The 21,417-nt window shown below is 49.7% G+C and carries 20 protein-coding genes; 16 read left to right on the forward strand and 4 right to left on the reverse strand.

The window, feature by feature from the left end; all coding sequences use genetic code 11:
• The first annotated feature begins 92 nt into the window (after window positions 1–92).
• The 3 genes from P0X86_RS09570 to thiI all read left to right on the forward strand — a co-directional run bounded on the left by P0X86_RS09570 (window position 93) and on the right by thiI (window position 3,346).
• Window positions 93–782, forward strand: a complete 690-nt coding sequence (locus tag P0X86_RS09570) for a lytic transglycosylase domain-containing protein (protein ID WP_277748369.1) — start codon at window positions 93–95, stop codon at window positions 780–782.
• Between the two features lie 168 nt (window positions 783–950).
• The gene (locus tag P0X86_RS09575; RefSeq protein ID WP_277748370.1) at window positions 951–2,111 is read left to right on the forward strand and encodes a cysteine desulfurase family protein; all 1,161 of its coding nucleotides are present in this window, start codon (window positions 951–953) and stop codon (window positions 2,109–2,111) included.
• The gene (gene thiI / locus P0X86_RS09580; protein ID WP_277748371.1) at window positions 2,108–3,346 is read left to right on the forward strand and encodes a tRNA uracil 4-sulfurtransferase ThiI; all 1,239 of its coding nucleotides are present in this window, start codon (window positions 2,108–2,110) and stop codon (window positions 3,344–3,346) included. The genes P0X86_RS09575 and thiI overlap by 4 nt, the downstream gene beginning before the upstream one ends.
• Window positions 3,347–3,459: 113 nt before the next feature.
• Here thiI and P0X86_RS09585 read toward each other — a convergent pair whose 3' ends face one another.
• Window positions 3,460–4,170, reverse strand: a complete 711-nt coding sequence (locus tag P0X86_RS09585; RefSeq protein WP_277748372.1) for a TerC family protein — start codon at window positions 4,168–4,170, stop codon at window positions 3,460–3,462.
• A 128-nt stretch (window positions 4,171–4,298) separates the two neighbouring features.
• Between P0X86_RS09585 and P0X86_RS09590 the strand changes: the two genes are divergently transcribed.
• From P0X86_RS09590 to P0X86_RS09610, 5 genes are all read left to right on the forward strand, one after another.
• Complete coding sequence (locus tag P0X86_RS09590; protein ID WP_036666043.1) at window positions 4,299–4,961, forward strand: TerC family protein; 663 nt, start codon at window positions 4,299–4,301, stop codon at window positions 4,959–4,961.
• A gap of 257 nt (window positions 4,962–5,218) precedes the next feature.
• Window positions 5,219–5,731, forward strand: coding sequence for a hypothetical protein (locus P0X86_RS09595; RefSeq protein WP_090911800.1), 513 nt, complete (start codon window positions 5,219–5,221; stop codon window positions 5,729–5,731).
• Window positions 5,732–5,883: 152 nt separating this feature from the next.
• The gene (gene typA, locus P0X86_RS09600; RefSeq protein ID WP_009592389.1) at window positions 5,884–7,725 is read left to right on the forward strand and encodes a translational GTPase TypA; all 1,842 of its coding nucleotides are present in this window, start codon (window positions 5,884–5,886) and stop codon (window positions 7,723–7,725) included.
• 39 nt (window positions 7,726–7,764) lie between these two features.
• Window positions 7,765–8,058 (forward strand): YlaH-like family protein, encoded by a 294-nt coding sequence (locus tag P0X86_RS09605; protein ID WP_009592386.1) that lies wholly within the window; start codon window positions 7,765–7,767, stop codon window positions 8,056–8,058.
• Window positions 8,059–8,221: 163 nt separating this feature from the next.
• A complete protein-coding gene (locus P0X86_RS09610) occupies window positions 8,222–9,325 on the forward strand; it encodes an LCP family protein (protein WP_277748373.1) in 1,104 nt (367 codons plus the stop codon).
• A gap of 456 nt (window positions 9,326–9,781) precedes the next feature.
• Here the strand turns inward: P0X86_RS09610 and P0X86_RS09615 are convergent, their stop codons facing one another.
• Entirely contained in the window at window positions 9,782–10,480 is a 699-nt protein-coding gene (locus P0X86_RS09615; protein ID WP_277748374.1) for a YhcN/YlaJ family sporulation lipoprotein, read from the reverse strand.
• A gap of 117 nt (window positions 10,481–10,597) precedes the next feature.
• Here P0X86_RS09615 and P0X86_RS09620 point away from each other — a divergent pair, with 117 nt between their 5' ends.
• Both P0X86_RS09620 and P0X86_RS09625 read left to right on the forward strand, forming a co-directional pair.
• A complete protein-coding gene (locus P0X86_RS09620) occupies window positions 10,598–11,929 on the forward strand; it encodes a PhoH family protein (RefSeq protein ID WP_096773061.1) in 1,332 nt (443 codons plus the stop codon).
• A gap of 197 nt (window positions 11,930–12,126) precedes the next feature.
• Window positions 12,127–13,377: an extracellular solute-binding protein gene (locus P0X86_RS09625; protein WP_277748375.1), complete on the forward strand. Its 1,251-nt coding sequence runs from the start codon at window positions 12,127–12,129 to the stop codon at window positions 13,375–13,377.
• Window positions 13,378–13,410: 33 nt separating this feature from the next.
• Here the strand turns inward: P0X86_RS09625 and P0X86_RS09630 are convergent, their stop codons facing one another.
• Window positions 13,411–14,523 carry a coiled-coil domain-containing protein gene (locus P0X86_RS09630; protein ID WP_277748376.1) on the reverse strand — a complete coding sequence of 371 codons (1,113 nt, stop codon included), beginning with the start codon at window positions 14,521–14,523 and terminating at the stop codon, window positions 13,411–13,413.
• A gap of 254 nt (window positions 14,524–14,777) precedes the next feature.
• Window positions 14,778–15,014, reverse strand: coding sequence for a DUF2626 domain-containing protein (locus P0X86_RS09635; protein WP_006209059.1), 237 nt, complete (start codon window positions 15,012–15,014; stop codon window positions 14,778–14,780).
• 341 nt (window positions 15,015–15,355) lie between these two features.
• Between P0X86_RS09635 and P0X86_RS09640 the strand changes: the two genes are divergently transcribed.
• The 6 genes from P0X86_RS09640 (at window position 15,356) to P0X86_RS09665 (ending at window position 21,413) form a co-directional block, all read left to right on the forward strand.
• Window positions 15,356–16,006 (forward strand): RsfA family transcriptional regulator, encoded by a 651-nt coding sequence (locus tag P0X86_RS09640; RefSeq protein ID WP_090913118.1) that lies wholly within the window; start codon window positions 15,356–15,358, stop codon window positions 16,004–16,006.
• A 139-nt stretch (window positions 16,007–16,145) separates the two neighbouring features.
• Window positions 16,146–17,105: a ketopantoate reductase family protein gene (locus P0X86_RS09645; protein ID WP_277748377.1), complete on the forward strand. Its 960-nt coding sequence runs from the start codon at window positions 16,146–16,148 to the stop codon at window positions 17,103–17,105.
• An 11-nt stretch (window positions 17,106–17,116) separates the two neighbouring features.
• Window positions 17,117–17,503: a DUF3397 domain-containing protein gene (locus tag P0X86_RS09650; RefSeq protein ID WP_145035309.1), complete on the forward strand. Its 387-nt coding sequence runs from the start codon at window positions 17,117–17,119 to the stop codon at window positions 17,501–17,503.
• 149 nt (window positions 17,504–17,652) lie between these two features.
• The gene (locus tag P0X86_RS09655) at window positions 17,653–19,317 is read left to right on the forward strand and encodes a peptide ABC transporter substrate-binding protein (protein ID WP_096773065.1); all 1,665 of its coding nucleotides are present in this window, start codon (window positions 17,653–17,655) and stop codon (window positions 19,315–19,317) included.
• A gap of 210 nt (window positions 19,318–19,527) precedes the next feature.
• Window positions 19,528–20,460 (forward strand): ABC transporter permease, encoded by a 933-nt coding sequence (locus P0X86_RS09660; RefSeq protein ID WP_009590847.1) that lies wholly within the window; start codon window positions 19,528–19,530, stop codon window positions 20,458–20,460.
• A 2-nt stretch (window positions 20,461–20,462) separates the two neighbouring features.
• Window positions 20,463–21,413 (forward strand): ABC transporter permease, encoded by a 951-nt coding sequence (locus P0X86_RS09665; RefSeq protein ID WP_277748378.1) that lies wholly within the window; start codon window positions 20,463–20,465, stop codon window positions 21,411–21,413.
• Window positions 21,414–21,417 lie beyond the last annotated feature (4 nt).

The raw sequence follows: 21,417 nt of genomic DNA on the forward strand, positions 1-21,417 counted from the left end.
ATTTTTTTGTCGAATAGGTATAGCAGATTGTTCCAGTTCCGTGATAAAATAAGGACAAGTTTGAAATTTAACGGCAGAAAGTGAGTTAAACGATGCAAATAGATCCGATATCATGGAAGCAAATGACGGATGTATCACAGATGAATACGAATTCCACCGAATCGTCAGCCGGATTTGTCAATGTGCTGAGCAGCCTGCTTAACGAAGAATCCACTTCCAAACCGGTTGAACGTTCCATGACACAGCTGGCGCCCGGCGTCACCTTTAAGGACGGGCTGTTGTGGCAGCAGTTAGGCGTTGTGAATGAATCCTTTTCGTCGAGCACCTCGATAGAAGCAGAGATCAACGACACCGGGGCAACAAAGCCTACGACCTTTGAGGATTTAATCACGGCGGCAGGGGAACGCTATGGCGTGCCGGTATCGTTGATCAAAGCGGTCATCGACGCGGAATCCTCGTTTAATCCTCATGCGGTCTCGTCTGCAGGTGCCAAGGGACTGATGCAGCTCATGGACGGTACGGCGAGAGGACTCGGGGTAAGCAACCCTTTTGATCCGGCTCAGAACATCGAGGGCGGCACCAAATATTTGTCCAATCTGATCCAACGGTTTGGCGGAGAGATAGCCATGGTGCTTGCTGCCTATAATGCAGGACCGACACGCGTCGCGGGTTTGGGTGTATCCAGCGATGAAGAGCTGATGTCCGTGGCTCATGAATTGCCCAAGGAAACCCAGGCATACATTAGCAAAGTCATGAACGCCCAGTCGAAATACGCATTGTAGTCCGATCGGGGCGAATAGTAATCTGATAGAGGATCAAACGATAAGCGCCGCTTTGTCCAAGGCAAGATGGAGTGCGGCTTTACCGTTTGGTCTTTTTGTGTAAATATAAAGGTCTGGAATCATAAGCTATGCAATCTGCGATGCGTAAGATGGAAAGGGGAAATTACCTTGATATATTGGGATCACGCTGCAACGACCCCTCCTTTTGATGAAGTGGTGGACACGATGGCGGAAGTCATGAAGCTTCATTATGCCAACCCGTCAGCCCTTCACCGTTCAGGCGAAGCGGCCGCCAAATTGCAGAAAAGGGCAAGAGAGGTGTGCGCAGCCGCGCTGGACGTTAAGCCTGATGAGATCGTATTTACGTCCGGGGCAACCGAGGGCAATAACATGGCGATAAAAGGGGCTGCGATGCAGTACAGCAGCCGGGGCAAACATATCATCACGACGGGAACCGAGCATCCGTCCGTATATGAATGCTGCAGACAGCTGGAAACGCTGGGCTGGGAAGTGACGTACCTTCCCGTGGATGCCGAAGGCATGGTGGATCTGGCTGCCTTGAGCGAAGCGGTCCGTAAAGATACGGTGCTGGTCAGCATCATGCATGTGAATAATGAAACGGGGGCCGTACAGCCGCTGGCGGAAGTGGGGCGTATCGTGAAGGAGCGGAACCCACGCACGATGCTGCATGTCGATGGCGTACAGGGATTCGGCAAGCTCCCGGTCTCGCTATCCGGGTGGCAGGCCGATTTGTACAGCTTGTCCGCACATAAGTTCAACGGTCCAAGGGGAATGGGGGTGCTGTACATCAGGCAAGGCGTGCAGCTCTTTCCCCTGATATCCGGCGGATCCCAGGAGAGCGGGCATCGGGCGGGCACGGAGAATGTTGCCGGAGCGGTAGCGATGTCGAAGGCCATGCGATTGTCCAGGGAAAATCAGCCTGAGCTTTATGCCAGGATGACGGAGATCAGGGAGCTGCTGTTTCAGGGCATCCGCAAAATTCCGGGCTTGGTGTTAAACAGCAGCGAGCAGAGCGCACCGCACATCATTCATTTTTCGTATCCGGGATTAAAACCCGAGGTGATGGTCCATGCTCTGGAAGAGATGGGCATGCTCGTATCGACCAAATCGGCTTGTTCGTCCAAATTCAGCGAACCCAGCCGGGTGCTGTTGGCGATGGGAAAAGACAGGGAGGCAGCTTCCTCCGGAATTCGTATCAGTCTTGGCAAGGAGCATCAGCTAGGCGATGCAGCGCGGCTGGTCGAGGTATTGGCCAAAGTTTGCGGGAACCTGCGTCCCGTCATAGAAAGAGAGGGTAATCGGAGATGACTTACAATAAACTGCTGCTTCGCTTTGGCGAGTTTACCCTGAAAGGCAAAAACCGCAACCGGTTCGAGAGATCGGTGCTGAATCATATTCGAAGCGTGCTCAGACCGTATCCGGGCGCGAAAATCATCAAGGAATACGGCCGCCTGTACGTCGAGCTTAACGGAGAGTCTCCCGAGGCGCTGATTCAAGTGCTGAAGAAGGTATTTGGCCTGGTTTCCATCAGTCCGGTTCGCGTTTGTTCTTCGGAACCTGAACGCATTATCGAAACAGCGGTTGAATTTGTGGGACAGAAGGAACTGGAAGGCACGGTAACCTTCAAGGTCAATGCCAGAAGAGTATGGAAGCAATTCCCTCATTCCTCGCAAGAGATGAATCATTTGGTCGGATCGCCATTGCTGCGGACCTATCCCCAGCTTAAAGTGAAAGTGAAGCAGCCCGATATGGAGCTGCGCGTGGAAATTCGGGAGAACGAGACGTATTTGTACTATGAAGTGATTCCCGGCGCCGGCGGTTACCCCCTTGGTACGAACGGGAAGGCGATGCTGCTCCTCTCCGGAGGAATCGACAGTCCTGTAGCGGGCTGGTCAGCGATGCGCAGGGGACTTGAAATTGAGTGCGTCCACTTCTACAGCTTCCCCTACACCAGCCAGCTTGCGAAGGAAAAGGTCATGGAGTTAACGAGGCTGTTATCGGGCTATACAGGAAAAATCAAGCTTCACCTGGTGCCGTTTACCGATGTGCAGACCTCCTTTGTCGGCATCGGCCAGGATAATCTGATCATTACTTTTATGCGCAGAGCCATGTTACGGATTGCTTCCTCGCTTGCTGAGCGGGAAGGGGCACTGGCGATCGTGACCGGGGATAGCCTGGGACAAGTGGCCAGCCAAACGCTGCCGAGCATGAATGTGATCGGAAGAGCTACCGAGCTGCCGCTGCTCCGGCCGCTCGTCATGATGGATAAGAACGACATCATCAACATTGCAATGGACATCGGCACATTTGACACGTCGATTCTGCCGTATGAGGATTGCTGCACGTTGTTTGTTCCTAAATCGCCGACCACCAATCCGAATCTGAAGATTATCGAGAAGGTGGAGGCTTCGCTTACCGAGCTGCCTGCCTTGATTCAAGCGGCGGTTGAAGGCACGGAGACCGTGATCATCACGCCGGACAGTAAGATCGGCGAGCTTGGCGAGAAGCGTGAGGAGCCCGTAGTCAACGAAGACTGGTTCTAAATCGGGTATGAAGCTGCGGCCGCCATGGCGCCGCCGACAGAGCGTCTTATGCTATTCGATTAGATAAAAACCATAAAAACGCCCCGAGGCTTACGAAAGCCTCGGGGCGTTTTTTATGGTATGTTGAGACCGTTAGGACAGGGTGGACGACTGACGGCGAGCGGCTGATTTTTTTTCAGATGTCCTGCCGTCAGCACGCCGACGATGATGGCGGCAATGAACAGATACTTTATAATCTGGTGCCCTTCAAAGTACCCCATAAAATGCTTCTCCTCGGTAATCATGGAGGATGCCGTATATGCAAGCACCGCTGAACCTACATAGATAATCCATGGGAAGCGGTTGATCAGCTTGATGAACAGGGTGCTGCCCCATACCACGATGGGAACGCTGATGAGCAGGCCCAGGGTTACAAGGATCATGTTATGTTTGGCCGCGCCGGCAACGGCAATGACGTTGTCCAGGCCCATGGCGGCATCGGCTACGATGATGGTGCGGATGGCCGCGCCCAGGTTGCTGCCAGCCTTGATATTGCCGTGATCATTATTGTCGTCGGTCAACAGCTTGTAAGCAATGCCGATCAGGAGCACGCCTCCCACAAGCAGCAGCCAAGGGATGTTGAGCAGCCAGACGACAAGGATGGTGGCTATGATGCGGAGAATTACAGCACCTGCCGTACCGTAGATAATGGCTTTTTTCTGGGTTTCCTTCGGAAGATTGCGTGCCGCCAGGCCGATCACGATGGCGTTGTCCCCGGCCAATATCAAATCCAAAAACACAATGTTGATTAATGCAAGAAAAAATTCAGCGGCTGTGGTTTCCATGAATGTCACTCCTCTTAAAATACGTTCCACCATTAAACAAAGTGGATTTATTATAGGCCTATTTTTCCCGATGTGCAAGCATAGCCTGGACAAAAACCACATATGTGTAGAGTGGGGGTGTTGTTCTGGTGGAGACGATTTTTTTGTTGGGACAAATATTAGTGATCAATCTTGTACTCAGCGGCGACAATGCCTTGGTCATTGCTATGGCCAGCAAGGATCTTCCGGAAATACACCGCAAACGGGCCGTTTGGATCGGGACGGCGGGGGCCGTACTTTTGCGCTGCATTCTGACTTTTGTGGCCGTTCTGCTGTTGAAAATTCCGTTTCTGCAGGCTGGCGGCGCATTGCTGCTCATCTGGATCGCGGTCAAACTGATGATGCAAAAGGAACATGATCCAGCGAGCATGGCCAGGGCTTCCACGATATGGGGCGCGGTCAATACGATTCTGATCGCCGATTTTGTCATGAGCCTGGACAATGTCTTGGCAATCGCGGGGCTTGCCAATGGCGATCTCTCCCTGATTGTCATCGGGATTATATTAAGCATTCCAATTGTTGTATGGGGAAGCGGGATGATCTCCAGGCTGCTTCAAAAGTTTCCCGTACTGCTCTATATAGGTGCCGGTATTTTAGCTTTTACAGCAGGCGAAATGCTCATACAGGATTCTCGCGTCGGCCTGCTGCTGGCTTATTGGATGCCCTATGCGCACAGCTTGCTGCCGATTATCGTGGCGGGTTTCGTTGTTCTCATCGGCGGATTGCAGACGGTAAGACGGACCGGCGCGTAAACGGGGACATTACTGCAGGCTGCGGTGTTGGACATACTCATGCGGAAGCCGTAAACCGGATAAATGGACGACTGTCTCTCGCAGTCGTCCATTTCTTGTGATGCTAGGCCGATGCCTCGTGGGCCGGGCGGGGTAATTTTTAAGCGGAACAAGCTCGGGATATGGTTTTTTTGTCGGTTTGGGCTAAAATTAACGTAACTGCTTCTGTTAGAAACCGCTGTTTATGGTGATACATATATTGAAGAGAGGGTGATCAAATGTCCTCCAGAAAAGATTTGGCATTGGGTATTTTCATCGTTGTCGCTGGAGTCGTTATTTTGCTCGGCAAGCTTGGCGTGTTCGGATTTCTGGGCAGAACGTTATGGCCGCTCGTCCTGCTGCTGCCGGGTATTTTTTTGCATATCCTGTTTTTTGGTCGCCGGGCTTCTGCCGCCGTACTGATACCGGGCGGCATTCTGACGGTATACGGGCTTCTGTTCCTCATATGCAATATCGGCGGCTGGGGACTAATGGCCTCATTATGGCCTGTTCTCATTCTCGGTGTGGCCGTAGGCCTGTTTGAGTATTATCTGTACGAGAGCCCGCGTCCCGGCGCTGCACTGCCGATTGCGCTTGGTCTGACGGCGCTTTCCGTTGTGATATTCATCTTCACCTGGCTTCAGACAGGAGCGTTCTACATTATTGCGCTGATCTTGATCGCGGCGGGCGCTTGGATGATCTTCGGCCGCAATCGTTCGAGACGCAATAATAAATGGAGCCGAGGCTGGTAATCGGGAAGAGGTAAAAGTTGCTGGAAGTTTTCTGAAAAGACTTGATTTTCCCGCTCGTTTACCTATATTATAGGATGTATGTTGAAGCGTCGGCATGTCGTCCGGCGCTTTCTTTGTGGCTCATTCGAATAGAAGGGATTTGAGATATATTTATGCAATCAAGAGATCAGATTCGCAACATTGCCATTATTGCTCACGTTGACCATGGCAAAACAACACTTGTAGACCAACTGCTGCAGCAGTCCGGTATTTTCCGGGAGCATGAGACGCTGCAGGAGCGCGCGATGGACTCCAATGATTTGGAGCGCGAACGCGGTATTACCATCCTAGCCAAAAATACGGCTATTACGTATAAAGATTTCTTGATCAACATCGTGGATACGCCTGGACACGCCGATTTCGGCGGTGAAGTCGAACGTATCATGAAAATGGTCGACGGCGTTCTGCTCGTTGTTGACGCATACGAAGGCTGCATGCCTCAGACCAAGTTCGTTCTGGGCAAAGCGCTTGCCCATAACTTGACGCCGATCGTCGTTGTAAACAAGATCGACCGTCCGGCTGCTCGCCCAGCTGAAGTGATCGATGAAGTGCTTGACCTGTTCATTGAGCTTGGAGCGAACGACGACCAGTTGGATTTCCCCGTAGTATATGCATCTGCCCTAAACGGTACTTCTAGCATGGATCCGGAGAAGCAAGACGATAACATGCTTGCTCTTTACGAAACCATTATCGACCATATCCCTTCCCCTACCGAGAAAGTGGACGAGCCTCTGCAGTTCCTCGTTACCTTGATGGATTACAATGAATATCTGGGCCGTATCGCCGTCGGCCGCGTGAATCGCGGTGTCATTAAGCAAGGCCAACCGGTTGCCGTTATGCTTAGAGACGGTTCCACCAAGAATGCCCGTATCGAGAAGCTGTTCGGTTTCCAGGGACTGAAGCGGATCGAGGTTGCCGAAGCAGGCGCTGGCGACATCGTGGCGATCGCAGGCATCAAAGACATCAACATCGGAGAAACCATTGCGGATCCGCAGCATCCGGAAGCCCTCCCGGTTCTCAAAATTGACGAGCCTACCCTGCAAATGACGTTCCTGGTGAACAACAGTCCTTTTGCCGGACGCGAAGGCAAATGGGTGACATCCCGCAAGCTTCGTGACCGTCTCTTCAAAGAACTGGAAACGGACGTCAGCTTGCGAGTGGATGAGACGGACAGCCCGGATGCCTATATCGTTTCGGGACGCGGCGAGCTTCACCTCAGTATCCTGATTGAGAATATGCGTCGTGAAGGCTATGAGCTTCAAGTATCCAAGCCTGAAGTTATCGTAAGGGAAATCGATGGCGTCAAAATGGAACCGATCGAACGCCTCCTCATTGACGTGCCGGAAGAGAGCATGGGCGCTGTTATGGAAAGCCTTGGAACACGCAAGGCCGAAATGGTGAACATGGTGAACAACGGAAACGGTCAAGTCCGTCTGGAATTCCTGATTCCGGCTCGCGGGCTTATCGGCTACCGCACCCATTTCTTGACGCTGACACGCGGCTACGGCATTATGAACCACGCGTTCGACAGCTATGGCCCGCTGGTTGGAGGCCAAGTGGGCGGACGCCATCAAGGCGTGCTGGTTTCCACGGAAAACGGATCTTCGACGTTCTACGGCATGATGTCGGTTGAAGACCGCGGAACCCTGTTCCTGGAACCGGGGACCGAGATTTATGAAGGCATGATCGTCGGGGAGCATACCCGCGACAACGATATCGTCGTCAATATTTGTAAAGAGAAGCAATTGACCAACGTTCGTTCGGCAACGAAGGACGATACGGTGAAATTGAAAACACCGGTCATCTTCTCGCTTGAGCAAGCTCTGGAATACTTGAACGACGACGAGTATTGCGAGATTACGCCGAAATCCGTTCGTCTCCGCAAGAAGATTTTGAACAAGAGTGAGCGCGAACGCGCAGAAAAACATCGTAAAATGGCGCAAGCAAATCTATAATAGATAGAGATCTACTTGCCCAAAAGGAGTGAACCTATCATGCAGGAATGGTTTGCCGCGCACCCGCTCGTTTCGTATATCGTCATTTTTGTGCTGATCACCTACGTTTACAACAAGGTATTCCGAGTGAAGCAGAAGCTTCCTCTGTTGAAGGAGATTCTCCTGTATATCTTGATGGCCCTGGGTTCGGCGATACTGCTTGTGTTTCAGATCGATAAGCTGCCGATTATCCAATGCTTGTTGGTCGCCGTGGCGTTGATGCTGATGGTGCGTATTCGATACTTTGTTGAAGATCGTCAGAAGAAGAAGGCTCAAGCCGAGCCGAAGTCATAAGGTTTGTAGAAATTTAGCATTTCAGGCAACAACCCTACGGCAACTTTTTGTCAGTCCCCATCGTTTATAAGAGAGAGAAGTCAACCATGGTCCGGTAAATGCTTCGCAATTTGAAGCGTTTATCGGACATTCATCTAATTTGAATGAAATCAGGTGTTATGATATGAATCCTACTCATACCAGTCTCCCTCCAAGAGCCAAAAGTGGGGGGAAGGGCAAGAAACAGCCAGTTCCTAAAAAGAAAAAAAGCCCATGGAAATCATTTTTTAAATTTATTCTGATCGTACTGCTAATCGCGGTTTTGGCTGCAGCAGGTTATGCCGGGTACCTGTTCATCAAGGGGAATCAGGTCATCGAGAAAAGCGGGATCGACAAGCCGGTAGCTCCGGGCCATTCCGCGAAAGAAAAACCGATTACCGTGCTGCTCTTGGGAACCGATCATCGTCCGGAAACAGGGACGTACCTGACGGACGTGGTGATGGTCGCCTCCATGCATCCGGAAACCAATACGTCGACGCTGGTATCCCTGCCGCGGGATACGCTGATTGAACTTGAAGGATACAAGGCGACGAAGCTGAACGCCTACTACCCAAGATTTAAAGCAGCTTATAAAGCAGCCGAGAAAAAGGAGCCGGGCAGCGGCATTCCGGCAGAAGAAGAAATGAAAGTCATGATGAGCAAGTATCTTGGCGTTAATATCGATTATGTAACGGTCATCGATTTTCAGGGTTTCCGCGACGTTGTGGATACCTTCGGCGGGGTGGATGTTAACGTACAATACAACATGTGCCACCGGGATTCCGTGGATGGAACCGACATCAACCTGACGGTGGGTCCACAAAAGCTGGACGGCAAGAAGGCGCTAGACTATGTGCGTTACCGCAAATCAATGAACTGTAATCCTAAGACCAAGGAATCCAACGACTTTGATCGCAATGCCCGCCAAAGCGAAGTGTTGCATTCCTTGCTCGACAAGATGAAATCGTTCGGCGGCGTTACGAAAGTCGGCAATGCGCTGGATGCCGTCAGCGACAACATGACCACCGATTTCGAGCAGGAGCAAATCCGGAACTTGCTCGCGACTTATTATGATATTGGCAAAGAAGACGTTAAATTCATGCCGATTACCGGTGAGTGGAGAAGTCCTAACGTTTACATTAACGCAAATGAACTCAATGCAGCCAAACAAGCGCTGCAAGATGAGCTTGCAGGGAAACACAACGCCGGCGATCAGGGAACAGAAGCGGATTCTGCAACGGCTCCGTGACAATTGAAGGCAAGTTTTATCGTATGTTATAATACAATGTATCAGATGGAGATCATTGTACAGGAGGCCGAAGGAATGTCCTACCTCATGATGCATACGACACACCCATTGATCCATAGTCGGCAGACGGGTTGCCCTGCCCCTGCATTGGTGCGGGCGGATTCCATTAGGGAACGGGGATCCTTCGGATGTCGTCCTTCTGATTCCATGTCGCTCATGACGGGTTCTTTCGACATGGGTGTCCATGTTGCACCGAATAAGCAGTCATACTCCAAATATGTTAACGGTCATGTCCCTAGCGAAGCAGTTATGCCTGCTAGTGGCGTTGTTATGACCTTAAAAAAAGCCCAGTGAGCATCACTGGGCTTTTTTTGTATGAAATTTGGAGACTTGTGGCGGACAAACTCGGGTCATGACGGGATATGTCCGCGCGTAAGACCGAATTCATCCTCAAGTTTATTTCCCGTTTTGTGGATGGGCCGGTGCATGACCGCGATGATTTGGTTTTACCGTTTTAGCACCGTTTTGCTGCACATTTCCGTTTTGCTGCCCATTCCCGTTTCGCTGTGCATTCCCGTCTCGCGGCGTTACGTCTTTCGGCAATTGAGGGATGATACGGCCAACGATGTCTGCAAGTTCACTGGCAAGTCCGGAAACAGGATGTCCCTCCTGAATGTGCCGACCAAGCTCGGCAATCCGGTTGGCTACGTCCAAATCGGCGGTAACCAGCGCATTGGCGCCTGCCGGATCGGTTTGAAGGGCTTCCGCGACCGTGTATTTAATGGTTCCAACTTCTGCACGATCTAAATTTCCATCTACATTCAGCCCGACGACAGCCGTATTGCCCATGACAACACAGTTCGCGTTTTTAACGCCAGGCACGCTCTCAGCCAGCGATTTCAGGTGATTTGCGGTTGTAGCGTCAACTCGTCCGTTGTTATCATTTACGTTACCGACACGCCCCGTATTGGGGTTATCCGGTGTCCAACCGTCTACATTGTTGGTGGTATAACCTCTGTTCCCGTTCATGTTGCGAACACTGTTAGCAGTGGTTCCATCGGTTTGATTACGAGGAGAGGGTGATGCATTGTTATTGGCGGTCCCGCAGCCTGCGAGCAACAACACCGCCAGCATGATGGATAGAGCAGCTCTCATGGATTGATCTGTCCTTTCGTAATAGAATTCGCTAAATTACTCCAGTCGCTACGCTTATTATGTCCGGGACGGAAAGGTTTATGTGTGTACCTGATGAAGAAGCAGTGGAGGGATAAGATGAAAAAAATATTTGTACTGGATACGAACGTACTGCTGCATGATCCTCAATCGATCTATGCATTCGAGGAGCATGAAGTCATCATTCCTGCGGTGGTTCTTGAAGAGATTGATTCCAAGAAGCGAAATGCCGATGAAATCGGCCGCAATGCCCGTATGGTCTCCCGATTGCTTGATGGGCTTAGAGAACAAGGGCATCTTCACGACGGAGTTCTTCTGGAGAACGGCGGGACGTTGAAGGTTGAGCTAAATCATCGCAGCTTCGTCAAGGTACAGGAGTTATTTAGCGAAGCATCGAACGACAATCGTATTTTGGCTGTCGCGTTAAATTATAAATTGGAGGAGGAGCCGAAGGAGGACGGAAGACCCGTTGTTCTTGTCAGCAAGGATGTCCTCGTTCGAATAAAAGCGGATGTGCTTGGGCTAACGACACAGGATTATCTATCTGACCGCACGGCGGATCCAAGCGAATTATATCCGGGATTCTCAACGATCAAGGTGCATCCTTCCGTGATCGATGAATTCTACAGCTATCGTTATTTGCCGATTAAACCACTTCAACTCTCTTATCCGCTTTATCCGCACGAATTCGTTATTCTGAAGGACGAGATGGGATCCGGCAAGTCTGCCCTTCTTCATGTGAATGAAGATGCAACCCGACTAGAGCCGCTTCATCTAAGCAACGAGCCCGTATGGGGCATCAGTGCCCGGAATGCTCAACAGCGCATGGCGATTGAGCTTCTCCTGAATGACGACATTCCGCTGGTTACCATTACGGGAAAAGCCGGAACGGGAAAAACCTTGCTGGCATTGGCAGCAGGACTATCCAAGGTGGAGGATGAGCACAAATACAAAAAACTGCTCATTGCGCGTCCGGTCGTTCCGATGGGGAAAGATATCGGATATTTGCCGGGAGAAAAGGAAGAGAAGCTGAGACCGTGGATGCAGCCGATCTATGACAACCTGGAGTATTTGTTCGACACCAAGAAATCCGGCGATATCGATAAAATATTGATGGGTCTGGGAAGCATCCAGGTAGAAGCACTGACTTACATCCGCGGTCGCTCCATTCCAGGTCAGTTCATCATCGTGGATGAGGCTCAGAACTTATCCCGCCATGAGGTCAAGACGATTGTTTCCCGGGCTGGAGAAGGGAGCAAGGTGATACTGATGGGGGACCCCGAACAGATTGACCATCCCTACCTGGATGCCGTTAGCAATGGGCTGACCTATGTGGTTGAACGATTTAAGCAGGAAGGTTTAAGCGGACATATTACGCTGACTAAAGGGGAGCGTTCCAAGCTGGCACAGCTGGCGGCCGATTTGCTGTAGCCTTATATTTCCCGAGAAATGATCTGACAAGGTAACTTGTACGAGAGGGACTGTCCGGAATTCATAGGACAGTCCTTTTAGCGATCGGGTCCTATTAGTAAAATATGGACTGGTAAATTATAAAAAAAGATAGGACAAGAGCACTATAAGTTTGGTAAAATAAGGGCATGCGACTATGGGAGGAGTGAAGAGGGGATATGAAGCGGAAGAAATATTGGTTCTTATTCGCCATTTTATTATTATCCTTATCCAGTTTATCTCCCAGCTTTGACTTCACTCATCATACGAGACGGGAACCGCCCGGGGATGAACCGATTCCTCCGCAGCAGAGGCCGGAGGTGCCAGAGAGCGACCTGGGCCCCATCAAGGTCGGCGTCCAATTGAATCCGGACGAGCTGAGGCACCTGAAAGCGCTCAACGAACGCTTTATGGAAGAGACCGGAGCCGAGATCGAAATCACGCCTCTGGAAACAGCCGGTACGGAGAAAGAATCGTTTTTGCTTCATATGTCCCTTGGCGAAGGACCGGACATTATATTAACGGATTCCCATTACATTAAAGCGCTTGCAATGACGGGATATCTTCTGCCCGTCGATGCATCACAGACAACGGTGACCGGCGAGGATACCCTGAATGGTCTTCTGCCGCAGCTGCAATGGAACGGGTATCAATGGGGAATGCCTTTTGATATAGATCCCTATATCGTGACCTGGCAGACCGAAGGGAAGGACGGCGCCTCATTTAACATGCCGGAGAGCCGTCAGGCTTGGAAGGAATATATGGAGCTTCATAAGACGAGCCCTGTCCTCTCATTTGATCCGAAGGATCCTTACGCATTCGGCGCGGCGGTGCATTTGCTTGAAGGCGATCCTTCCAAGCCGGATCAAGAGGTACTTGAAATGTTAATCCGCAATCACCTTCGAACGCTGGAATCGTCCCACGGCGCAGCAGATACGATAGAAACGGGGCAGGAACCTTCCTCTGGCATAGAGGAGGCTTCCGTGGCCGTTGAGCCGTATTCGAGCTTCGCGGACCGAGAGGTAAGCGGATTGTCTTCCGCATTGGCCATGGGAAAGAGTCATTTGAATACGCCGGTTGTGCGAGCGAGAAGTTTTGCGGTAGCCGCACAGACGGAGTCGTCTGCGCTTGCCATGAAATGGATTACGTATATGACAAGCAAAGAGATGCAGCAGGAATGGAGCAAAACGTCAGGAACACTCCCCGTTGTATCCGAAATGTATGTCACGGGCACGAACCTGAGGGATCGGGGCATTTGGCAAAAAGCAGCGGTTCCCGCCCAGGTGCTGCTCTCTCGAAATGAGCCGGCCGCTTTGGATTTTGGCGATTCGGAAGGTTTCCAGACTTATAGCGAATCGGCATATCGATTGCTGCATGGCGAAATAACGGTTGAAGAATATATGAAATTGTACACGCCTGCTCAACCATAACAAGAAAAAAGCTGCCCTCGCGGGCAGCTTTTTCTATAGATCCAGCTCCATTTTGACCACTAATCGTTGATCGTCGCTTGCGACCTCCGTCGCTTTCAAGAAAGAAACCAGCTGCTTGGGATAAAAGTTCATGTCGAATTCTTCCTGCAGCGCTCTGCGCGTTGTGTCGGGCAATTCCAGCCTGTTGAACACAAGTTTGTCGACTTCAAACATAATGGCATTCTCCGGTTCGTTAATGACGGTGTATTTCCCTTCAATCAGCAGCGACAAATTTCCGCTTTCGCCGGAAGCTATTACTTTTCCATCGTCAAAATGAAACGCAAAGCTATTAAAGATTTCGTCTTCGGATCTTAAAAACGTGTTGAGATCATCTTCATGGATGTCGATGGTGTATACCTTGCCGTTGGTCTTCAGTATGTTCTTGCTGCCTTGGACGAACGACGGCAGATTTTCCATGGCGTTAGCCAGGGCCTGGAAATGACGCTTCACCTCGTACAGCCCTACATTCTCCCAATAGAGGGTAAACTCCTCGATCAGCCTCTTCATGGCATCCGGATTGCCGCTGGCTGTGAGTGCTCCATCTACCTGCTGCTCAAGCGCAAGCACCCGTTCGCGCTGCTTCACCAGGCTGTCCTTTACTTCGGCGAGCTGGGACGCATTCCGTGCTGCTTCAGCCTGAGCGGAAGCAAGTGAGCGGTACTGATTGTTATACACGGTAAGCGTATCCCGGTCGTTCTGAATAATAATATCGTAAAAGTCCATGACGCGGAAAAAGCCGGCTAAGTCTTTTGCAGACAGCAGCATGAAAAATAAGTTATCCCGCTCACCCATGTAATATGACCGAAGGACGGCGGCCGCCCGAGCTCGCCGGTCTTCAATGCGCAAGCCCATATCCTGGATTTGGGTTTGCAGCTCATTCTGAAGAGTCTGCAATTCCTCCATGCGTTTGGTTATCCGTTCGATTTCATGATCGATTTCCACGATGGAGAGGCTGTCCTCCAGAAGCTTGCGCGCCTCTTCCGAGTCAGGCATGACGGGGCTGACATCCTGCTGGGAATAAACCGCAGCGGGAGCGCCGATGAAGCAGAAGAACAGGGTTAAACACAGCAAGACCGGGAGGAGTGGGTATTTTACTCGTACTTTCAAACGGGAGTCCTCCTTGCATGGTTGTTAGTCGAAAGGATACCAACCATGGTCTGTCCCTTCATTTTAACCAATATATGACGCGTACGACTCAATTATCAACCTTTAGGCACTAAAAAAGCGATCCGGCAGCTAAAGCACCTGATCGCTCTTTTAAGTACTTGTTCTCTAATCGCAAGGAAAATCCACCAGCGCAGCCTCAGGTTGTCCAGGTTGACCGCCGGCGGATCTCGTTTATCGCTTGCATGGTTTACATATTAGAGTGGTTTGCCCATAATGAAGACCGTCCAGTAGCTAAAGCCTGTGAAGGTCACGATCATATAAGCCCAGAAGAGAAGAATATAGGTTCTCTCCGTGAATTTCAAATATCCCAGGATCACGAAAAATGCGGTCTGCAGGAAGAAAAGCAGTGCCATTTCAATATGATCTCCGGCAAAGGCCATCAACCCGATGGTCAGGGTGAAAAAGCCAAGGACTCGAAACATCCGTGCCACGATTATATCCTCCTCTCGTATGTACGCACATAATGCTGCTATGAACATTATAGCGTTATGGGAAAAACGTGTAAACGCCTAACTCAAGAAAACCCTTTATTTTTTATTATTAACCAGAAGCAGGACATTGAATTCGGGAACAATTTGGGTGAAACGCCCCTTTTCCCTCCGTAAGAGTATGATCTGTAATCAAAATGGAAATACATTTTAGTATCAAATAGATTCTATGAACTCTATGAGAGGCATAGAAATGAACTAAGCAGTTTTTATACCCTATTCAGCAGCCGATTTACGGTATTGAAGACGGTTATTTTAGGATGTCGTTAGGAGGGTTTTATGGTATGTCAGCAGTGAGACAGGATGCATGGAGCGCAGAGGACGACCTAATACTGGCGGAGGTAACCCTGCGTCATATTCGTGAGGGCAGCACCCAATTGGCTGCCTTTGAGGAAGTCGGAGAAAGAATAGGCCGGACATCGGCGGCTTGCGGATTTCGTTGGAACAGCTGTGTTCGCAAGAAATATGAGGATGCTATCAGCTTGGCGAAATCTCAGCGTCAAAAGAGAAGTTATTATAAAAAACAGCCTTCCGCCAGCGGACCACAAGTTGCAGGATTGGCAGCTCCGGAAATGGAGCACGATGTTTATAAAAATGATGGCGCAAGCGAAGAGACGCTGTCCATCGATGCGGTGATCCGTTTCCTTCGTCAGTGGAAGGGCGGGCTGCAGGAAAGTTCACGCCAGTACAAACTGCTTGAGAAGAATTTGCGTGAAAAAGAGGATGAGCTTGCAAGGCTCCGCAGCGAGAATCAACGGTTGTTGAAGGAAGTAAGCGAAGTGAAAACCGATTACCATGTGGTCAATGACGATTATAAGGCACTGATTCAGATTATGGATCGGGCACGGAGGCTGGCTTTTTTGAATGAAGAGGACGAGGAACTGAAGACCCGCTTCAAAATGGATGCCAACGGTAATCTGGAACGAATCGAATAGGTAAAGGTTATCCTGATCCGCCGTAACCCGCACTAGTGCATTTCATGCGCTTTGGCGGGTTATTTGTGCGTATTGAAGATTATTCTGATATATACTAAGACTAGCACATCATGTTTAAAGACAGTAATGGGGGATGATCATGAATATACATATCATCGGGGCCGGCTCTTTGGGCCTGTTGTATGCCGGCAAACTTGCGGCTTCAGGCTGCGGCGTCACGGTATGGTGCCGCAGCGAGGAGCAGGCGAGCAAACTCCGGGCATCCGGCATCACGATCGAGGAGATGGAGGGGAAGCCTCAGACCGTTGCCCCCCATGCTTTTTCGGTCCGTGCATGGGATGCCTTTGCCGAGTCGGGAGCGGCAGCGGATGCGGATTATCTCTTTCTCATGTTGAAGCAGCAAGGGATCGAAGAGATGGCTAAGGAAGTGCTGGCACCATTCGGACACCATCGCCGCAATCTCATATGTTTTCAGAACGGTACAGGCCATTTGGAACGGCTTCGGGAGCTGCTGCCCATGTGGAAGCTCTATGCAGCGATTACCACGGAAGGGGCCAAGCGTACAAGCAGTTCTTCGGTTCTGCACGCCGGCCACGGAACGACGACAATCGGCAAAATGATGCCTGCTGCGAGCTTTATAGGGGCAACATCCCGCGAAGATCATGAAATTGAGCTGGTTAAAGAGCTGAATAGAGCAGGATTTGAAGCTTTATTGTCGAATGAGATGGATGAGATGATCTATCGTAAACTGCTGATGAACGCGGTCATTAACCCTTTGACTGCATTGTGGCGGATTCCTAACGGAGCGCTGTTATCCTCCCCTGAACGGGTCGGGCTTATGAAGCAGCTGTATCATGAAGGAATCCTTGTATATGAAGCTGCCGGAATTCCGTATGGAAACAAGCTGTGGGAATGGATTGTAAGCGTCTGCCAATCCACTTCGGGTAACACGTCCTCCATGCTAAAGGACGTGATGGACGGCCGAACGACGGAAGTTGCCTGGATTAACGGAAGCATCGTCCAGCTTGGACACAAATATGGCGTTTCAGTGCCAAAACACGAGCTGATCACGCAGCTCATCGAGGGGATGAATCTATAGGGGGTCTTAGCATGGGGTTTTTGCAGGGTCTGTTTAACACATTGAGTCTTTTTCCGTTCATTCCGTTTCTGATCGTGTATATCATAGTGCTCCAAAGAAATAAGAATCGAAAACAAGCGCTGGAGCTGGCCATGGATATCACCACCTTTTTTATGCTGTTCTCGGTTTCCGCCTTGTTTAATACTACGTTCCAAACCAAATTCGGATTTTATCTGATACTCCTGATGCTGCTGATCGCGGCGGGGCTGATCGGGAGTGCGCAAAACCGCTGGAAAGGCAAGGTAAACGGAAAAAGGCTGCTGCGGGCCGTGTGGAGGCTCGGCTTTGTGACAATGAGTTTTGGTTACATAGTTTTTACATTTTTTGGTCTACTCTCCTACATAATTAAGATGATGTAAGTACAATCTAATAACTAGTATTATATGAGAAATCTGTTTGATCATTGGATCAGGCAGATTTTTCAATTTATTGATTTCTGGATTTTTTTGACCACTGGTTGTATAATCGATAAGCATATACCTAAAATCTATGAGGGGGATACCGCAAGATGAAGAAACACAAGAAACTCCTGCTTCTCATGACGCTGATTCTTGCCTTCAGTTCAGTGTTGGCAGCATGCGGAGCTGACAAGAATGATCAAAGTGCCAACAACGGGGAAGCGGGCAACAAGCCGAAAGAACAAGTCTTTCGTATGAACCTTGCTTCTGACCCTCCAACATTGGATCCGGGATTGTCTCAGGACAATACATCGAATACGGTAATCAATGCTGTGTTTGAAGGTCTGGTTCGTAAAGGTGCAGACGGTACCGAAGAGCCAGGCGTAGCCAAAGAATGGAAAATTTCTGAAGATGGCCTCAAATATGTCTTCACGCTTCGCGAGGATGCCAAATGGAGCAACGGCGATTCTGTAACGGCTAAAGATTTCGAATATGCATGGAAACGCGTACTTGATCCGAACTTTACGCCGGCATCGCCTTATGCATATCAGCTGTATTACGTGAAAAACGCTGAAGCGTACAACCTTGGCGAAATTAAAGACGCAAATGAAGTTGGCGTAAAAGCAACCGATGATTACACGCTGGAAGTAACGCTGGAGAACCCGACGCCATACTTCCTCAGCTTGATGTCATTCCAAACCTACTTCCCGGTTCACAGCTCCGTTGAAGGTAATGCTTCTTGGGCAACGAAACCGGATACGTTGATCGGCAATGGTCCGTTCAAAGTTTCACAAATGACGAAGGGTCAAAAGATCGAGCTTGTTAAGAACGACCAATATTGGGACAAGGCTTCCATCAAACTTGAAAAAGTTCAAATGAGCATCGTCAACAGCTCTGCGACTGAGCTTTCAAGCTATCGTAACGATGAACTGGATTATGCAGGACATCCAACGGGCAACATCCCGACCGATCAACTTACGGCGATCAAGAAGGAACTGGGCGATGAATTGATGATCAAAGGCATTTCATCGACTTATTTCTATATCTTTAACACAACGGAAGAACCATTTGACAATGTAAACATCCGTAAAGCCTTCTCGATGGCGATTGACCGTCAGGCAATCGTAGAGAAAATTACGCAGGGCGGACAACTTCCTGCACACGGGTTTGTTCCTCCGGGTATCAAAGGTGAGTCCGATGAGTACCGTAAAGAGGTGCCGGATACTTACTTCGAAGAAAATCTTGAAGAAGCTAAGAAACTGCTCGAGCAAGGTATGAAGGAAAAAGGCTATACCACGTTGCCTGAAGTTACTCTGATCCATAACTCCGATGACAACCACAAGAAAATAGCGCTTGCCATCGCGGATATGTGGAAGAACAACCTCGGCGTTACTGTTAAGGTTCAAAACCAAGAGTGGGGCGTATTCCTGAAGAACCGTACGGACCTCAACTATCAAGTTGCACGTTCCGGCTGGGGAGCAGACTATAACGACCCGATGACTTATATCGACATGTGGACATCCAATGGCGGAAACAACGACACTGGATTCAAGAACGAAGAATATGACAAACTTGTGAAGGATGCCTATGCGACTAGCGATAACGCCAAGCGTATGGAGCTGATGTCCCAAGCAGAGAAAATTCTCGTTCAGGACAATCAAGTTGTGATGCCGATCTACTACTATTCCAGTGTATCCCTGGTTAAACCATGGGTGAAGAACCTTCATCTGGATTATAAAGGTGATATCGATTTCACACGTGCATATATCGAGTAGTCTTTTATAAGCATTTATGAAAGGTTGCGGTTCGGGATATATATGTGGGGCATTTTTAAACCTCATATATATCCCGATTTTTTTTGTATGAACGCAAGGTTTCCAAATCTTGTGTCCGTTGGTGAAAGTTAAGGGATGCTCAATCCGCCCTGGAATTATACAATTATAGGGACGGCTTGGTTTAGAACAACTGATCAGGAGGCTAGCGAAATGCTGAGGTATGTGGCGAGTAAGTTTTTTTATATGCTTGTATCGTTGTTCATACTGATCTCAGCCACTTTTTTTCTTATGAAAGCCATACCGGGCGATCCGTTTATGGGAGAGAAAAAGCCATCGCCTGAAATTCTGGCGAGGCTGATGGAGCAGTATGATTTGGATAAACCGGTATTTCAGCAGTATACGAAATACTTGGGCAATATCATCCAGGGTGACTTTGGCTTGTCCATGAAGAAACAGGGACAATCCGTAACAGATATTATTGTAGACACGTTCGGCCCGTCACTGCGTCTGGGTCTTATCGCGATTGTGGTATCCGTCATCGTGGGCGTCCTGCTGGGGATGCTTGCGGCTTTGTATCACCGCAAGCTGATTGACAACATCGCCATGATTATCTCGGTTCTGGGCATCGCGGTACCGAGTTTTGTACTCGCGTCCTTGTTGCAATTCGTTCTCGCGGAGAAAGCAGGCATATTCAACGTCATGGGCTTTGAGGGACCGCTGGACTACGTGCTTCCGGTCATGGCGCTGTCTGCACAACCGATTGCATTTATCGCTCGTTTGACAAGATCCAGCATGCTGGAAGTTTTGCATTCGGATTATATCAAGACGGCGAAGGCCAAAGGCCTTAACTGGTTCGCGATTATGTTCCGTCATGTGATCCGTAACGGTATTTTGCCGGTCGTGACTTATGTCGGTCCAATGACAGCGAACATTATCACGGGTTCGGTCGTCATTGAACAGATTTTCGGTATCGGCGGCATAGGCAAGCAGTTTGTTGAAAGTATCACGAACCGTGATTATACCGTCATCATGGGAATTACGATTTTCTACGGCATCCTGCTGATGCTGGCTCGTTTTGTCACGGACATCGTGTATGTATTTGTGGATCCACGCATTAAATTGACCGGCGGGAAGGAGAGGTAGACATGGAGAAAGAACAGCGTATGCCTCATCCTGCGGCACTAAACTTGAAGCCTGAAGATTTTCAGAAGATTGGTCCTGATGAGAAGCGATCCGAGGTAATACAGCGTGAAAGCTTATCTTCCTGGAGAGATTCCTGGGAGAGATTGCGCAAGAACAAGCTGGCAATGACAGGCTTGATTATTATGATCCTGATTGTCATCATGGCCATCATCGGCCCGATGATCTCTAAATATGATTATGAAACGAATGATTTGATGAATACGAATATGCCGCCTTCATCAGAACATTGGTTTGGAACCGACGATCTGGGCCGCGACGTCTTTGTTCGTACCTGGATGGGAGCTCGGATATCCTTGACCGTTGGTCTTGCAGCAGCTGCGATTGACTTGATGATTGGCGTAATATATGGCGGCATCATGGGTTATTTCGGTGGCCGCGTCGATGAGTTCATGAATAAGTTTGCGGAAATTTTGTATTCCATTCCGTACCTGCTCGTTACGATCTTGCTGTTGGTTGTATTCGAGCCAAGTTTAGGCACGATCATACTCGCCTTAACCATCACGGGGTGGATTAACATGTCCTGGATCGTGCGGGGCGAGATCATGCAGCTGAAGAGCAGAGAGTATGTGCTCGCTTCACGCTCGATGGGTGCGGGAACTGCCCGCCTGCTGTTCCGGCATTTGATTCCGAATGCGATGGGCCCGATCATCGTTACCTTGACCTTGTCGGTTCCAAGCGCAATCTTTGCCGAGGCTTTCCTGAGTTTCCTTGGTCTTGGCGTTCAAGCACCGGTTGCATCATGGGGCTCCATGATTAATGATGCCTTGTCCGGATGGATGTATTATCCATGGCGGATGTTGTTCCCTGCTCTATTTATCAGCTTGACGATGTTGGCATTTAACATTTTCGGTGATGGATTGCGTGACGCGCTGGATCCGAAATTGAAAAAATAGGAGG

The organism is Paenibacillus sp. BR1-192, from assembly GCF_029542445.1.
In the GTDB taxonomy this organism is placed as follows: Bacteria; Bacillota; Bacilli; order Paenibacillales; family Paenibacillaceae; genus Paenibacillus_AQ; species Paenibacillus_AQ lautus_A.

Excerpts from the sequence above, each read along its gene's own strand:
- P0X86_RS09570 (WP_277748369.1), top strand. The coding sequence starts at position 93 with ATGCAAATAGATCCGATATCATGGAAGCAAATGACGGATGTATCACAG.
- thiI (WP_277748371.1), top strand. The coding sequence starts at position 2,108 with ATGACTTACAATAAACTGCTGCTTCGCTTTGGCGAGTTTACCCTGAAA.
- P0X86_RS09585 (WP_277748372.1), bottom strand. The coding sequence starts at position 4,170 with ATGGAAACCACAGCCGCTGAATTTTTTCTTGCATTAATCAACATTGTG.
- P0X86_RS09595 (WP_090911800.1), top strand. The coding sequence starts at position 5,219 with ATGTCCTCCAGAAAAGATTTGGCATTGGGTATTTTCATCGTTGTCGCT.
- typA (WP_009592389.1), top strand. The coding sequence starts at position 5,884 with ATGCAATCAAGAGATCAGATTCGCAACATTGCCATTATTGCTCACGTT.
- P0X86_RS09605 (WP_009592386.1), top strand. The coding sequence starts at position 7,765 with ATGCAGGAATGGTTTGCCGCGCACCCGCTCGTTTCGTATATCGTCATT.
- P0X86_RS09610 (WP_277748373.1), top strand. The coding sequence starts at position 8,222 with ATGAATCCTACTCATACCAGTCTCCCTCCAAGAGCCAAAAGTGGGGGG.
- P0X86_RS09615 (WP_277748374.1), bottom strand. The coding sequence starts at position 10,480 with ATGAGAGCTGCTCTATCCATCATGCTGGCGGTGTTGTTGCTCGCAGGC.
- P0X86_RS09620 (WP_096773061.1), top strand. The coding sequence starts at position 10,598 with ATGAAAAAAATATTTGTACTGGATACGAACGTACTGCTGCATGATCCT.
- P0X86_RS09625 (WP_277748375.1), top strand. The coding sequence starts at position 12,127 with ATGAAGCGGAAGAAATATTGGTTCTTATTCGCCATTTTATTATTATCC.
- P0X86_RS09640 (WP_090913118.1), top strand. The coding sequence starts at position 15,356 with ATGTCAGCAGTGAGACAGGATGCATGGAGCGCAGAGGACGACCTAATA.
- P0X86_RS09645 (WP_277748377.1), top strand. The coding sequence starts at position 16,146 with ATGAATATACATATCATCGGGGCCGGCTCTTTGGGCCTGTTGTATGCC.
- P0X86_RS09650 (WP_145035309.1), top strand. The coding sequence starts at position 17,117 with ATGGGGTTTTTGCAGGGTCTGTTTAACACATTGAGTCTTTTTCCGTTC.
- P0X86_RS09655 (WP_096773065.1), top strand. The coding sequence starts at position 17,653 with ATGAAGAAACACAAGAAACTCCTGCTTCTCATGACGCTGATTCTTGCC.
- P0X86_RS09660 (WP_009590847.1), top strand. The coding sequence starts at position 19,528 with ATGCTGAGGTATGTGGCGAGTAAGTTTTTTTATATGCTTGTATCGTTG.
- P0X86_RS09665 (WP_277748378.1), top strand. The coding sequence starts at position 20,463 with ATGGAGAAAGAACAGCGTATGCCTCATCCTGCGGCACTAAACTTGAAG.